The organism is Chryseobacterium rhizosphaerae (genome assembly GCF_003385455.1).
In the GTDB taxonomy this organism is placed as follows: domain Bacteria; phylum Bacteroidota; class Bacteroidia; order Flavobacteriales; family Weeksellaceae; genus Chryseobacterium; species Chryseobacterium rhizosphaerae.
Genome location: NZ_QNUF01000008.1, coordinates 117285 through 131815 on the forward strand (window position 1 = coordinate 117285; position 14531 = coordinate 131815).

The 14531-nt window shown below is 36.0% G+C and carries 12 protein-coding genes; 4 read left to right on the forward strand and 8 right to left on the reverse strand.

What is annotated here, in order from left to right; all coding sequences use genetic code 11:
- The first annotated feature begins 7 nt into the window (after positions 1-7).
- Entirely contained in the window at positions 8-3724 is a 3717-nt protein-coding gene (locus DRF57_RS09290; protein WP_115918151.1) for a metallophosphoesterase, read from the forward strand.
- Between the two features lie 67 nt (positions 3725-3791).
- Here the strand turns inward: DRF57_RS09290 and DRF57_RS09295 are convergent, their stop codons facing one another.
- Positions 3792-5819: a M43 family zinc metalloprotease gene (locus tag DRF57_RS09295; protein ID WP_115918153.1), complete on the reverse strand. Its 2028-nt coding sequence runs from the start codon at positions 5817-5819 to the stop codon at positions 3792-3794.
- Positions 5820-5911: 92 nt separating this feature from the next.
- Between DRF57_RS09295 and DRF57_RS09300 the strand changes: the two genes are divergently transcribed.
- A complete protein-coding gene (locus DRF57_RS09300) occupies positions 5912-6391 on the forward strand; it encodes a hypothetical protein (RefSeq protein ID WP_115918155.1) in 480 nt (159 codons plus the stop codon).
- 63 nt (positions 6392-6454) lie between these two features.
- On the opposite strand, the gene DRF57_RS09305 is transcribed toward DRF57_RS09300, so the two are convergent.
- From DRF57_RS09305 to ruvX, 5 genes are all read right to left on the reverse strand, one after another.
- Positions 6455-7327: a hypothetical protein gene (locus DRF57_RS09305; RefSeq protein WP_047493229.1), complete on the reverse strand. Its 873-nt coding sequence runs from the start codon at positions 7325-7327 to the stop codon at positions 6455-6457.
- A 59-nt stretch (positions 7328-7386) separates the two neighbouring features.
- Positions 7387-8154, reverse strand: a complete 768-nt coding sequence (mazG, locus tag DRF57_RS09310; RefSeq protein WP_084086816.1) for a nucleoside triphosphate pyrophosphohydrolase — start codon at positions 8152-8154, stop codon at positions 7387-7389.
- Positions 8155-8457: 303 nt separating this feature from the next.
- The gene (locus DRF57_RS09315; RefSeq protein ID WP_084086817.1) at positions 8458-9015 is read right to left on the reverse strand and encodes a DUF5606 family protein; all 558 of its coding nucleotides are present in this window, start codon (positions 9013-9015) and stop codon (positions 8458-8460) included.
- Between the two features lie 76 nt (positions 9016-9091).
- The gene (gene def, locus DRF57_RS09320) at positions 9092-9664 is read right to left on the reverse strand and encodes a peptide deformylase (RefSeq protein WP_047493205.1); all 573 of its coding nucleotides are present in this window, start codon (positions 9662-9664) and stop codon (positions 9092-9094) included.
- A complete protein-coding gene (gene ruvX, locus DRF57_RS09325; protein WP_115918157.1) occupies positions 9661-10077 on the reverse strand; it encodes a Holliday junction resolvase RuvX in 417 nt (138 codons plus the stop codon). The genes def and ruvX overlap by 4 nt, the downstream gene beginning before the upstream one ends.
- 115 nt (positions 10078-10192) lie before the next feature.
- On the opposite strand from ruvX, the gene DRF57_RS09330 reads away from it, so the two are divergent.
- Together DRF57_RS09330 and DRF57_RS09335 are read left to right on the forward strand one after the other, a co-directional pair.
- The gene (locus tag DRF57_RS09330) at positions 10193-10669 is read left to right on the forward strand and encodes a SixA phosphatase family protein (RefSeq protein ID WP_047493226.1); all 477 of its coding nucleotides are present in this window, start codon (positions 10193-10195) and stop codon (positions 10667-10669) included.
- Positions 10650-11540, forward strand: coding sequence for an archaemetzincin (locus tag DRF57_RS09335; RefSeq protein ID WP_115918159.1), 891 nt, complete (start codon positions 10650-10652; stop codon positions 11538-11540). Before DRF57_RS09330 ends, DRF57_RS09335 begins: the two co-directional genes overlap by 20 nt.
- A gap of 14 nt (positions 11541-11554) precedes the next feature.
- Here DRF57_RS09335 and DRF57_RS09340 read toward each other — a convergent pair whose 3' ends face one another.
- Entirely contained in the window at positions 11555-12784 is a 1230-nt protein-coding gene (locus tag DRF57_RS09340) for a retropepsin-like aspartic protease (RefSeq protein WP_115918161.1), read from the reverse strand.
- A gap of 109 nt (positions 12785-12893) precedes the next feature.
- The gene (locus DRF57_RS09345; RefSeq protein WP_115918163.1) at positions 12894-14435 is read right to left on the reverse strand and encodes a serine hydrolase; all 1542 of its coding nucleotides are present in this window, start codon (positions 14433-14435) and stop codon (positions 12894-12896) included.
- Between the last annotated feature and the right edge of the window lie 96 nt (positions 14436-14531).

Genomic DNA, 14531 nt, shown 5'->3' on the forward strand with positions numbered 1-14531 from the left:
TAAATTTATGAATTTATCCTTTAAAACTCATCTAAAAAATACTTCTATTGTTCTAAGGACAGTATTATCCGCAGGAGCCCTTTACTCCTGTGCAACCTATAACGTACAAAAAGGCAAAAACTTATTTGAAGTAAAAGATTCTGATATAAAATCTGAAAACGATTTTAAGCTTTTCCTGATTGGTGACGCCGGAAACACAGATGAAGTTCAGGCACAGAAAACATTGAACTTACTGAAAGGCAAGCTGGATTCGGCAAACAGCAACTCTATGCTGATCTTTTTGGGTGATAATATCTACCCTAATGGAATGCCTAAAGAAACTGATAAAGACTATAATCTTGCCAAACAAAAACTCGAAAATCAGCTTTCTATCACCAAAAACTTCAAAGGAAAAACATTGGTGATTCCGGGAAACCATGACTGGTACAGCGGTATGGATGGATTAAAAGCCCAGGAAGCTTTTGTAAAGAGTTATTTCAATGATAAAAAACCCTTTTTACCTAAAAGTGGCTGCCCTATTGATGATATCAACGTATCCAAGGATATTAAATTAATTGCTATTGATACGGAATGGGTTATTGCCAACTGGGATAACTACCCGGGAATTAATAAAAACTGCAATATAAAAACCCGTGAAGATTTTTTCACAGAGTTTAAAGACCTGGTCATCAAAAATCAGGGCAAAAGAATTATTGTGGCCCTGCACCATCCCATTATCAGCAGCGGAACTCATGCGGGATTCAGCTCTGCAAAATCTCATCTCTACCCTCTTAAAAGTAAAATCCCTGTTCCCATTGTGGCCAGCGCCATCAATATATTGAGAAGTTCATCGGGAGCAAGCCTTCAGGATATCAATAACCAGCATTATGCAGATCTTGCCAACCGGTTGAAAAGTATTGTTCAGGATAAAGAAAATATCATCTTTGTTTCCGGACATGATCACAATCTTCAATATCATGAAGATGGAAATCTAAGACAGATCATCAGTGGTGCGGGTTCCAAAATTGATCCATCCACCATTGTTGAAAAAACAGATTTTTCTTATGGAGGAAATGGTTTTGCCGTTTTAAATATCAGAAATGACCAAAGTACCGATGTTGAATTCTTTTCAACAAAAGATACACAGCTTCAGAAGCTGACTCAGATCTCGGTCATTTCAAAACCGGATGTGTTTGTGAATAACTTTCCAAATTCTTTTCCGTCAACAATATCTTCCACTATCTATCCACTCCAGCTTACCCAAAAAAGAAAATTCTACAGGTGGCTTTGGGGAGATCACTACAGAAGATATTATGGAATCCCTGTTGAAGCTCCTACAGCCAATCTTTCGGAACTTAATGGTGGTTTTATCCCTTTCAGAGAAGGAGGAGGAAATCAATCAAACAGTTTAAGATTACAATCTTCAGACGGACAGGAATTTGTAATGCGGGGTGTAAAAAAAAGCGCCATCCGTTTTCTCAACAATATGGCTTTTACCAAAAGTACATTTGGTGAGGAACTTACCGATACTTTTCCTGAAAAGTTTTTACTAGACTTTTATACCACCAATCACCCTTTCACTCCTTTTTCAGTTGGAAATATGGCGGATAAACTGGGGATTTTCCACAGCAATCCAAAATTGTATTATATTCCTAAGCAACAGGCTTTAGGAAGATACAACCAAAACTATGGAGATGAAATGTACATGATTGAGGAACGTTTTTCTTCAGATCCCAAAACCTTAGCCTCACTGGATAACGCAAAAGATATTGTATCAACTGATGATGTACTGAAAAACCTTATCAAAAACTATAAATATTCTGTTGATAAAGAATCCTATATGAGAGCCCGGATCTTTGATATGCTAATCGGGGATTGGGACCGCCATTCTGATCAATGGAAATGGGCTGAATATGAGAAAGGTGATAAAGTGATTTATAAACCAATCCCTAAAGACAGGGATCAGGCTTTCAGTAAATATGATGGAGCTGCATTCAAACTTATTATGAATGTTCCGGCCATCCGCCATATGAAAACATTCACAGATGATATCAGTAGTGTAAAATGGCTAAGTATGGAGCCTTATCCAATGGATTTGGTATTTCTAAAAGGATCTACACAGGAAGAATGGGTAGCACAGGCAAAATACATCCAGGAACATCTTACCGATTCCGATATTGATGAAGCGTTCAAAAATCTTCCCAAAGAAGTACAGGACGAAACCATTGCCGATATTCAGAAAAAACTGAAAATAAGAAAAACCAAATTACAGAATTACGCCTTTGACTATTATGATGTACTTCAGAAAAAAGTTCCACTGGCAGGAACCATAAATCCTGATAAATTCGTCATTACAAAGAATGGGAAGTCTGTACTTGTACAACAGTATAAATTAGGTAAAAACAAAGATAAAAATGAATTGGTTTTTGAAAAAACGTATGATGATTCAAAAACAAAAGAACTATGGATTTATGGGCTGGAAGATGACGACATTTATGAAGTAACAGGAACCGGAAATCCTAAGATGAATATCAGATTGATTGGTGGATATAACCACGATGTATATAATGTGGCAGACGGAAGAAAAGTGAAAATCTATGATTTTAAATCACAGAAGAATACTTACAATGCCGGCAATGCCACCAAGAATATTTCTGATGATTATGACCTCAACAGCTACAATTATAAACACCCGAAATACAATTCATTTGCCGGGTATCCTAACTTTGACTATAACCCTGATGACGGGGTAATTGTTGGTGTTTTAGCTAATTATACCGTGAATAACTTTATTCGCGATCCCTACACCCAAAAACACAGTTTAAAAGCCAACTTCTATACTGCTACGGCTGGGTTTAGCCTTACCTATAAAGGGATTTTCAAACAGGCAATTTCAGGATGGGATTTCAATATAGATGCTGCCTATACCACACCAAGGTTTTCTCAGAACTTCTTTGGCTTATCCAATGAAAGCCCATATGACAAAGAAAATACAGAAAGAGAATACAATAGAGCCAGAATTTCCAAATTCAATGTAGCTCCTTCAATCTCCAAGAAAAGCTGGATGAATCTTAATCATCAGATTCAGCTTACCTTTGAAGACAATAAAGTACAGGTAAAGGAAGGAAGATTCATCAACCAATCTCCCGATGTAAGACCTGAAGTCTTCAGTAGCCAGCAGTTTGTAGGGGCCAATTATACATTCAGCTATAAAAATTCAGATAATATAGCCTTCCCTACCCTTGGAATGGAATTCATGCTTAATGCCGACTGGAAAGCAATCTTATCAAATTTTAACCGAAATTTCCTCACCCTGAAAGGTAAGCTGGCCATTGACCACAGAATTGATAAAAAAGGAAATTTTGTTTTTGCCAATTCCAGTCATGCCATGTGGATTAATAATGATAGTTTTGAGTTTTATCAGGCTGCAACTATTGGTGGAAACAATGGAATGAGAGCATTCAGAAATGAAAGATTCTCCGGTAGATCATACTTTATCAATAATTCAGAGATCCGATGGGATTTTGGAAGAATCAGAAATAATATTATCCCTGCTAATCTGGGAATTTTGGTAGGCTACGATATCGGACGTGTATGGAATGATGGTGAATATTCAAGAAAATGGCACCAATCTGCAGGGGCAGGCGTTTGGCTAAGCCTTGCCGAAATGATCTCTGCAAGGTTAAATTATTTTTACGGTTCAGATGGCGGAAGGATTTCAGCAGGTATTGGAATGAAATTTTAAATGAATAAATAACGAAATAAAAAAACTCAGGTTGCCCTGAGTTTTTTTATTTATAAATATGTTTGTATTATTTCTTGATGAATTTAATACTTTCAGAAATTTTACGATCCTGTATTGTAATAACATAAGTACCTTTCACTAAGTCAGCTACACGTATCTGACTATTCTCAATTTTACCTTTCTTTACAAGCTGTCCTACAGCATTATGAATTTCAAATTGTGCTTCTCCAGAAACAGATGAGATATTAAGTATATCATTAACCGGATTAGGATATATTCCAAAATTATTTTTCGTATCCGTTTCCTTAGTTCCCAATGTCTCTCTTGTTGTGAATGTTTTAGTTTCATAAACAAACTCACCATCTTTATGGAATACTACCTGTCCTGAACCTGTAGATAAATCTACATAACCATTTGTTAAGCCATCCCCAAAATCATCAGAAATAGTAAATGCATAACAATCTTGAGGAAGAGTCCATGTTTGTGTAAGGAGTGTTGGACTTGGCTGCCCCGGTTGTGTGTTAGAGTAGTTTCCGGACTTAACAATCTGGCCGGCACTGTTTCTCAGGTTCCATCTTGTCTCATTTCCATATCGGTCTCTCAGTAATTTAAAAGTAAATGTAGTAGTACCAAAATATTCAGGTGCTATAGGTTTCACATAATTACCGTTGGAAGTATTATTTGTACTTCTTTCATCCGTTGTTCCGTTGACTGAGGTGATAGCTAATGAAACAGGAGAAGAAGGCACAGCTCCATCAACAGGAATATTGATAACGCTTGATTTATCCTGAGCTAAATTACCTGTCCAGTTATAATTTTGGGCAGTACCACCATTAAATGAATAGGAGATAACAGCTGATGTCAAATTACTTGTACCTCTGTTATTAAGAACAAGACGCACTACTCCGTCCCCACAATTAACCACACCAATTGAACAGCCTCCATCAAATTTAATCTCAGCATCATTAGCAAATAAAGGAATAGGCTGATCTGCATTAGACGTCTTCAGCTCTACCCTTCTTGGAGAGTTGTCCATTACTGTTCTGATTCTTGTTTTCTGATCATTCGTATAAATGTTCATACAGGTATCATTTGTATAATCCATATAATTCTGAACCATTTCATAGACTGATGTATTATCACAGCTAGCTATTGTAGCATTACATGTATAATTTGCGGTATGTGCTGTTGGAGTATCTGCGCAATAGTCATTTCCACAGTTAGCATCTCCCCAGATATGTCTTAATCCTACAAAGTGTCCTACCTCATGAGTCATTGTCCTTCCTCTATCATAACCTGCCTGCATAAGAAATGTTCCATCATTATAATCCATACTTCCAAAAGTAGAGAACCCCGCAACAACACCATCTGTATTGGCTAGTCCACCATTAGCCTGAAGTCCCTGAAGTCCGGAATTAGATGGAAATTGAGCAAACCCCAGCAAGCCGCTGTCTGCAAAATTCACACTCCACATATTCATATATTTTGTAGGATCCCAGATTGTTCTGGGCTTTACGGTACTATTAATAAAGTTTTCATAACCATCTGCAGGGGATCCGTTTGCCCAGAATTCCCGGCAAAGATTTACTCTATCAATACCATTCGTAGGATTTCCGTTAGGGTCCACCTTTGCAAGTACAAATTGTATTTCAGTATCTGCTCCTACAAGGCTGGCATTAAATCCCGGAGTTCCCGTCATTCGTCTAAAGTCGTTATTCATTACTGTAATCTGCGACAGAACCTGGCTATCTGTAATATTGGGAGCAGTTCCTATATCCTGACCGTTGTGAATAACATGCACCACTACCGGGATGGTAATGACATTTCCGTTCTGGGATCTATTCAATTTATTCTTTTCTATCAGAGGAGCCAGCCATTCTTCAAATTGTTCCGTTGTGAACCTTTCAGGAAACTGCTTCCTCAGACCTTCTTCATACGCAACAGTTCCACATCTTTCAATTCCCCGAGGATCCCTGTTCACCTCTGCAGATCGTTTTGAAAATTTTGAACCTTCTTTATTTTGAGCATTGGTAAATACAGCTCCGGAAAATAATAGGGGTATCAAAAAAAAATTCGAAATAGTAGTTTTTCTCATGTTCTTTTTTATATTTTAGCAAATATATAAACAAAAATAAAAAATCAAGCAACAATAGTCAGTAAAAACACTAATTACATAAAAATAATTCAATGAAAAAGCATTTTATATTAATTAATTTTATATTAATATTTTCAATTATAAGTTGTATTAATCAAAATAAAAGTGAAAACAACGGAAAAAATTTAACCATAAATACAAAACAAGGGAAAATTGAAAAAGTGCAATTAATCGAACAAACAAGAGGAGTTAATAATAGTGTGACTTTCACAGCTACCTCTAAAGCCTACACCTCCAATAATGCAGACCCAACCAATTCTTCTATCTCTCCTTCTGAATGGGAAAGCATTTCCAAACAGGCAGAAGCACTTGATTTATCTGCTATATCCAAACTCCAATCCCCCACAACAGGAAGATATTCTGATAGCGCTTTGGCTGCTACCATTATTATTACTTCGGGCGGGACAACATATACCTCTGCAACTTTTGACTCAGGTCATCCGCCTAAAGAATTGGAAGCTTTGTATAATGAAATTCAAAAACCTACAAGAATTCTAAAAAAGAAACCTTAAATAAATCAACAAAAAAACCACAGATATTTTCTGTGGTTTTCTATTTATAAAATATTGATGCATTTAAAAAGCAAGCTGGTATACATTTCCTCCTTCGGTCTTAGCCCTTTCATCAGCAATTATTAGTGTTTTGTCATTAAGGAAAACAATGGCTTCTTTCTGCGAATTGTGATCTAATGGTATTTTCTGAACTTTGGCAGGACTGAAATCCTCTGCTGTAAACCCGGTAAGAACATGAATATTTTTATGAGTCAGCAGTACAATTTTATCTTTGGTACTGTTAATTGTTGCAGAAGTAATAGCAGCATCATTATAACCTCCATCAAGTTTTAATCTTCCGATTAATTTCGCTTCAAAGTCCCCTTCTTTATTAGGAACTTTAAAAACAAGGAAAGTTCCATCAAAACCCTTGCTTCTATTTTTAGTAAAAAGATAGAAATTACCATCCATTTCTACAAAAGCCTCGCAGTCATATAATAGGTTTGATTTTTTGGGAGGAAATTCTGTCTGTCCCTCATAATGAAATTTTGTCGTCTGAATCACTTTGGTTGTTGTCTGAGTGATATCTTTCAGATCGGTTTTCAAAATAGCAAGATCCTGCCTGCTATTATCATTGTTACCGAAATCTCCGATATAAATATTTCCCTGTGCATCTGAGATAATATCTTCCCAATCTGTATTTTCAGCATTTTCAACCGGAATACGGGCCATCAACTCTCCTTTATCATTAAGTCCGTATACAGCATTTTTATTTCCGCTGTCTTCTATGACCCAGGCAGTTTTTTTATCCTGAGACAATGTAATCCCGGAAACTTCCTTTAACTTTTTAGGTAAGGTATACTGTACTTTCAATTTATCATCATTAGTGGGTTGATTCTGCGCCTTAGGATTGCAGCTCAGTAAAAGTGAAATAGGTAAAATAAGAAATCTCAACATGTTGTATTTTTTTAAAATTGTAATAAAAATAAGAAGCATTAATTGTTCCAAATATGACTTTATGAAAGAAGCTTTGCTTTTTCCCAAAGAACATCCATTTCTTCAAGAGACATATCGGCAAGTTTTAAATCCTGCTCATTAGCCAGTACTTCCATCTTTTGAAATCTTGAAATAAATTTCAGATTTGTTCTTTCCAATGCAGAATCAGGATTAATACCTGAAATCCTTGCATAGTTGATCAATGAGAAAAACACATCTCCCAGCTCCTGTTCTTTTTTATCAGGATCCGTTTCCTCATGAAACTCCTGAATTTCTTCATCCACCTTTGCCCAAGCATCTTCCGCATCATGAAATTCAAAACCAATCCCTTTTACCTTATCCTGGATTCTGTAGGCTTTTACCATACTTGGAAGACTTTTCGGAACTCCTCCAAGGATAGATGTATTACCCTCCTTTAATTTTAATTTCTCCCAGTTCTGTTTTACCTCTTCTTCATCTTTTACTTCAGTATCCCCGTAAATATGAGGATGACGGAAAATCAATTTTTCATTAAGAGAATTGATCACATCTGCGACATCAAAACTTCCCTTCTCAGATCCTATTTTAGAATAGAAAACAAGATGAAGCAATACATCTCCCAATTCTTTCTTTATTTCCTGTAAATCTTCCTGAAGTATTGCATCTGAAAGTTCGTAAGTCTCTTCAAGAGTCAGATGACGAAGCGACTGTAAGGTCTGCTTTTGATCCCACGGGCACTTTTCACGCAGATCATCCATAATATCCAGTAGTCTTCCGAAAGCTTCCAGCTTTTCCTGTTTTGTATTCATAAGTAATGGGAAATTCAAACTTATACAAATGTAAGGGTTATTTTGACTTTAGTGCAAGCCTTGGAGTTGAAAGTTAAGGGTTGAAAGTATGAAGCAGAGGAATTGTGAATGGTCAATCCGCTACACTTGTTAATTTTTAGAGATAGCAACTATTCACTTGCTAAGCAGAATTCTCTCCTGGCTTAAAGTTGTATCCAAAACATACAATATCTGAAGTCTGGCATCTTGATTTTCCTCCACAAAAGAAAAAACCTTGTCAAGAAAATTCTCAACAAGGTTGTATTGTAAAATCCGGTGATTGGATTATCCTTTTTTAGTGTGTGTACTTTTCGGAGCTGATTTTGCAGCTGAAGTAGCTTTCACTTTTGGAGCAGCAGGTTTTTCTGCTTTAGGAGCAGCTTTTTTAGTTTCCTTTTCAATGCTCACTTCTTCTGCAGGCTCACCTTCCAAAGTTTCAGGCTCTGCTTTTACAAAGCTTTCAGGAGTGATATACCCTGCTTTGTGAAGAATATTGTACCACTGAGCCAATTTCTTGATGTCAGATGCGTATACTCTTTCTGTATCATAATTAGGAAGAGAAGACAACATAAATTCCTTCAATTCAGCATCAGAAGATTTGTGAGAAATAGTTTCTTTATAATCATTGTTTTTAGCAACATTTTCAAAAACCTCGAACAAAGGAACTTCTTTATCAAATGTAAACATTGCAATATTATCCAATAAGCTTACCTGGCTAGAGTTACCAATGCTTACTTTTTTCTTGTTTGTAACATCTTCAATAATGAATCCGTTTCTTAATTGAGAAACTAATTTGAAAAGTCCTGGTTTTCCAGAAATTGAAATTATTTTTTCTAACAGCATAATTTTATTTTTTGTAAATTCTGCAATCAGCTTTCAGCTTTTTGCCTTTTATTATTCGTTTTAATCCTTGTTTAAATTATTTTGGAAATCTCATTTTGTAACCAATGCTTACCTCACCTTGAGAGATCTTTGTCAGTTTTCCCTTTACGAGCTTCTTCTTCAGTGCACTCAGATGATCGGTAAATAAAACCCCTTCAATATGATCGTATTCATGTTGAATTACGCGGGCTCTAATATCGGAAAAAGTTTCTGTATGTTTTACAAAATTTTCGTCATAATATTCAATGACGATGGTTCCTTTTCTTTTCACATCTTCTCTTACATCCGGAATAGACAGACAACCCTCATTAAATTTCCATTCTTCCCCTGATTCTTCAAGAATTCTGGCGTTGATGAACACTTTCTTGAACTCTGCCAACTCATCTTTAATATCTTCATAATCCTCATCATCCGCAAGGGGCGTCACATCTATTATAAACAGACGGATATCCAATCCGATTTGAGGTGCAGCAAGACCAATGCCATTTGCACTGTACATCGTTTCGAACATATTATCCAGTAATTCCTGTAATTCGGGATAATCTTTATCTATATCTTTTCCTACTTTTCTCAAAACAGGATCCCCAAAAGCTCTTATCGGTAAAATCATCTTAATCTTTGTTCTAAAAAATTCTGCAATATGATTGTTGCACTTACTTTATCTATTAATCCTTTTTCCTGTCTCTTTTTTTTGCTTTTCCCACTTTGGGAAATAAAAAATGAGGCCATTTTGGAAGTAAATCTTTCATCAAAACGGTGGACTGCAATATCCGAAAATTCTTTCTTAAATTCTTCAATGAATTTTAAAATATCCGTTTCCACTTCTGAATTATTCCCTTTCAAATCTATGGGAAGCCCAACTACTACTTCATCCACCTTATTTTCGCTGAAATATTTTTTCAAAAATTCCATGAGAAAACGGGTCTCTACAGTATCCAGTCCACTGGCTATAATCTGCATATCATCTGTTGCAGCAATGCCACAACGCGCCTTTCCATAGTCTATCGCAAGGATTTGTCCCATAATTTTGCAAATTTAGTAAAATTTAATGATTTTATTCATAACGCAGTTTTTTTATATAAATCATGTTTTATTCCATTATTTTTTTTATAATTTTAATCCTCCAAAAAACAAATATATGAAGAAACTCATCCTCGTACGACATGCAAAAAGCGACTGGCCGGAAGAAACGGAGGATTTTGACAGACCTTTAGCAGACAAAGGTTTAGAAGACGCTATGAACATGTCCAGGTTCCTGAAAAATCATCAGATCTCTATTGATCATTTTATTTCAAGCCCGGCAGTCCGTGCGTTGAATACCTGCAAAATTTTTAACCAAACATATCAGCTTAATTTTTCTACTGATGAAAAACTCTATAATCCTTCAGAAAGAAATTTTGAGTCTGTAATTTATGATCTGGACGACAACCTTTCCTCAGTTGCCTTTTTCTCCCACAATAACGGAATTTCAAATTTCGCCAATTCTATTTCTGAAGATATTTTTCATTTTCCGACCTGTGGTGTCGCAGGGTTTGAAGTAGACTGTACTTCATGGTCTGAATTTGACGGAGCCAAAAAGAAACTTCTTTTCTTTTATGAACCGGGAAAAATATAGCTTCTTTTCAATAATTCTTTATTCAGTATTATGTACCTTCTTTTTTTCTTGCCAAAAAAGGGAGAAAACGTATTTTGAAGCTATTGCTACCAATGATATAAAACTTTCTGAGCCCCAATCAGGAAGCTGGAGATATAATCATCAGGAAAAATTCCAGCAATTCGAAGATTTTCAAAAATCAAAAAAAATAAAACCGAAACCAGGAAAAAATACTATTTATCTTCAGCCTATTGGAGAATTTAGTGAACTTCAGAAAAAGGAAATCGAACTCACAAAAGAATATCTCAGAATATATTTCCAGCTGGAAACAAAAATATTACCAGCCTTACCAAATACTATTTTTCCTGAAAAAGTCAAAAGAATCTCAAAAGAAGGCCAGGAGCAGATTCTGGCCGGCTATATTCTGGACAGTATTCTGATCAAAAGAAAACCTAAAGATGCTGTAGTACTCATGGGGATTACAGAGAAAGATCTTTTCCCAAGAATGGACTGGAATTATGTTTTCGGGCAGGCTTCTTATGAAGATGGTGTGGGAGTAACATCTATCTACAGATTTTCAGGTGGTCAGGTAACAGACTCCAATTTCAATGAGAGCCTTTTAAGATTAATAAAAGTGGGTTCACACGAGATTGGACATATGTTCGGCATCAGCCATTGCCTGAATGCCAACTGTGTAATGAACGGAAGCAATTCACTCCCTGAAACAGATTATCACCTTGCCAGAGCCTGTTCACTTTGTCAGCAAAAACTGAATTCAAGCATTCATTACGATCATAAAAAACGATTGCTTGCCTTAAAAAACTTTTTTGCAAAACAGCACCTTAATTCAGAGCTTTCAAGAGCTGAGCAGGACATAAATGTACTCCAATAAATCTACATTTATTATTATTTATGACCTACTTCTTTCAGGTATCTGTTATAATCTGAATAAGGTTCATGACTTTGCCCATTGGGTTGTAAATAAAGTATTCCTTCCTTATTATCCAATATCACATTAAACTGACTGAGAATCTGATTTCCAAATAAAGTGGGTCTTCCAGTTGGTTTTAAAGGGTCCGCTGCATTGGTGACAATATCCTTAAACGCTCTCCCTCCTATAAAAGCATCCAATCGGATAAGTTTTCTTTCATTCAGCATCTGCAGCTCTTTCAGTTTTCCCCAGTTTTCCCCCTCTCTTGTAAAATCATCTCCAATAAGCATGGTCCCTTCACGTCCGGTATCGAAAAGAAACCAGAAAGAATATTTTCTATTATTCTGGGTTATTTCTGCTTTAAATTTTGGACGGTGCTGTTCATAAAATACAGCCTGCTTTGTAAAATCCTTTGCATTTTTCGGCAGCTCATTATAAATTAAAAAGACCTTTCTGTCATAATTGATCTCTATAATTTTATCCCTAAAAAAACTGTTCCCCATAATAAGATCTTCATCGGGTTTCATATTACCTACTTCTGTTAAAGGGACAGCGTTCCAGACAGCATCACCTATCTGTATTCTATTTTCAGAACTTGTACGTGCTTCATTGATCCCTTGTGTATTGCTGACCATTAATTTTCCTGAAAACAACAGTTTTAATTTTTCGGAGGACTGCTTGCTGACACAGGAAGTACCCGCCCCAAGATCAAATTGTATATTCACTTCTTCTTTCTGATTCAAAAGCCCTTTAAAGTAAATCCGGGACCCGGTCATTGTAAACGGAATTTCCAAAGGATAAGGCTTATTTTTATTTTGTGTCAATACAATAAAGGAAGGATCTTCTTTAGCCAGAATACGAACAAAGCAACTGTCTTTACCGTTGAGTAAAACAATCAGATCATGACTTTTTCCATATTGGGTCTTGAAACTTATTGCCCCCTGGTCGGTAACCAACTTTACCTTACTTTTTTTATATGGTAGATTTACATAATAAATATCCGGACGTACTTTCGGATTCAGTTTCCAGTTTAGCTTTACATTTTCACCATCATAAATCACAGCATTCTCATGGGTCGCTTTTAGAACAAGAATCTTATCTTGTGCTGATACAGTATTTATCCAACCGAAGGAAACTAAAAGAAATGTAAAAAACAGGAGAATAAAAGTTCTATTTTTCATGGCAATATCAGCTATAATATCCATTTACCCTAAAAACATTTAACACCTTCATTTACAAAAGAGTAAACCCATATTTATTTACAATAAAGATATAAATAAATATGGGTTTTTTATTTTAAATTGAAAAGACTGTTTATTTCCTTTTCAGATCAAGATCATCAAAATCAAAACTGAAATCTGTAACATCGGAAATGGCTTTCAGTTTCGCGGATTGTGCTTTTCCATTCTCATCATAGCTGAAAACAATAAAAGCATCTGCATCATAGCTTCTGTCATCCCATTTTACAATGAAAGAATTGTTGGAATAGGGAAGCAGCTCACCTTTCAATCTTGGAGAATTTTTACACAATATTCTGTAGGTATTTCCTTGTTGGGCAATCTCTACATCTCCAAACCAGATGTCATGATAAGTTCCGGTAAACTGTTCTGCTTTTGGCTGAAGTCCTTTATCTTTTTTAAAAGTCTCAGATTTTACATAAGCTTCTTTCTTTTGCTTATCATATTCTGCATTTATTTTAGACATTCTCTCACCATAAGTTTTCAGCCAGTTTCTGTCTGCTACTCCCAGATAGGAATCTTTCACCGTATTGGTAATTGTATTGAAAGCAGCTCCGGATTGCTGGTTGGTTAATACCACAATTCCAAGTTTCAAATCAGGAATCAGGGTAAATTGTGTCACCGTACCTATAAGTCCACCGGTATGCTGAACCTGCTTATGACCTTTAACATCACTTAAAAACCATCCTAACCCATATCCGTAAAAACTGGTATCATATGGATTTTTTGCGGCCACTCTATCTGGAATCTGTAAACTCCAAAGCTGCTGAACATTCTTATCAGATACTAATTTTTTACCCTCTTTCGTTGTAAAATTATTCAATAGACATTCTGCCCACGTGGTCATATCTTTGATATTACTCATGATTCCGCCTGCCGCATTACCGGTTTCATTCCAATCGTGGGGAACAGCAATTGCTTTCCCATCTACAGGAGCATGTGCATCAATTTTATTGGAGCTAGCTTTCGCTCTGTTATAGCTTCCAAAACTCGATGTCATCCCTACCGGCTTCATAATTCTCTGCTCAATAAATTCGGCCCAGCTTAATCCGGAAATTCTGTGGATAACTTCTCCAGCTACAATGAACATGATATTATTGTAATCTAATTTCGTTCTGAAAGCGTTTTCAGGCTTCAGATACCTTACATTGTGAACAATATCGTTAACCGTCAGGTTTCCTCCTTCCGGAAAGAACATCAGATCTCCCTGTCCCAGCCCTAGCCCGGCTCTGTGAGTAATCAGATCCTTTATGGTTATATTTTGAGAAACGTATGGATCGTACATTTGGAATTCAGGGATATATTGAGAAACTTTATCATCCCAGTTCAGCTTTCCTTCATCTGCCAAAATAGCCAATGCTACGCAGGTAAACCCTTTGGAGTTGGAAGCTATACCCACCAGAGTATTATCATCCATGGGTTGTTTTGTGGTAAGAGAACGTAGTCCGAAACCCTTTGAATAGGTTACTTTTCCATCTTTTACAATACCTACTGACATTCCCGGAACATCGAAGGTCTTTAATGTATTCTGGATTAATTCATCCAGTTTTTTTTCTTCAACCTGGGCAAAGGAAATCAAAGAAAAAAGAATAAAGAACAAAGAGAAATTATGCTTCATTATTACAAATTTTCTGTGAAGATAAGAAATTTGGGGTATGCCACTTACATTTACTTATCTAACAAAAAAAGGAAACTTATCAGTTGATAAGTTTCC

What these genes read in the sequence shown, in the direction of transcription:
- DRF57_RS09290 (WP_115918151.1), top strand. Translation starts at nt 8, where the DNA reads ATGAATTTATCCTTTAAAACTCATCTAAAAAATACTTCTATTGTTCTA.
- DRF57_RS09295 (WP_115918153.1), bottom strand. Translation starts at nt 5,819, where the DNA reads ATGAGAAAAACTACTATTTCGAATTTTTTTTTGATACCCCTATTATTT.
- DRF57_RS09300 (WP_115918155.1), top strand. Translation starts at nt 5,912, where the DNA reads ATGAAAAAGCATTTTATATTAATTAATTTTATATTAATATTTTCAATT.
- DRF57_RS09305 (WP_047493229.1), bottom strand. Translation starts at nt 7,327, where the DNA reads ATGTTGAGATTTCTTATTTTACCTATTTCACTTTTACTGAGCTGCAAT.
- mazG (WP_084086816.1), bottom strand. Translation starts at nt 8,154, where the DNA reads ATGAATACAAAACAGGAAAAGCTGGAAGCTTTCGGAAGACTACTGGAT.
- DRF57_RS09315 (WP_084086817.1), bottom strand. Translation starts at nt 9,015, where the DNA reads ATGCTGTTAGAAAAAATAATTTCAATTTCTGGAAAACCAGGACTTTTC.
- def (WP_047493205.1), bottom strand. Translation starts at nt 9,664, where the DNA reads ATGATTTTACCGATAAGAGCTTTTGGGGATCCTGTTTTGAGAAAAGTA.
- ruvX (WP_115918157.1), bottom strand. Translation starts at nt 10,077, where the DNA reads ATGGGACAAATCCTTGCGATAGACTATGGAAAGGCGCGTTGTGGCATT.
- DRF57_RS09330 (WP_047493226.1), top strand. Translation starts at nt 10,193, where the DNA reads ATGAAGAAACTCATCCTCGTACGACATGCAAAAAGCGACTGGCCGGAA.
- DRF57_RS09335 (WP_115918159.1), top strand. Translation starts at nt 10,650, where the DNA reads ATGAACCGGGAAAAATATAGCTTCTTTTCAATAATTCTTTATTCAGTA.
- DRF57_RS09340 (WP_115918161.1), bottom strand. Translation starts at nt 12,784, where the DNA reads ATGGATATTATAGCTGATATTGCCATGAAAAATAGAACTTTTATTCTC.
- DRF57_RS09345 (WP_115918163.1), bottom strand. Translation starts at nt 14,435, where the DNA reads ATGAAGCATAATTTCTCTTTGTTCTTTATTCTTTTTTCTTTGATTTCC.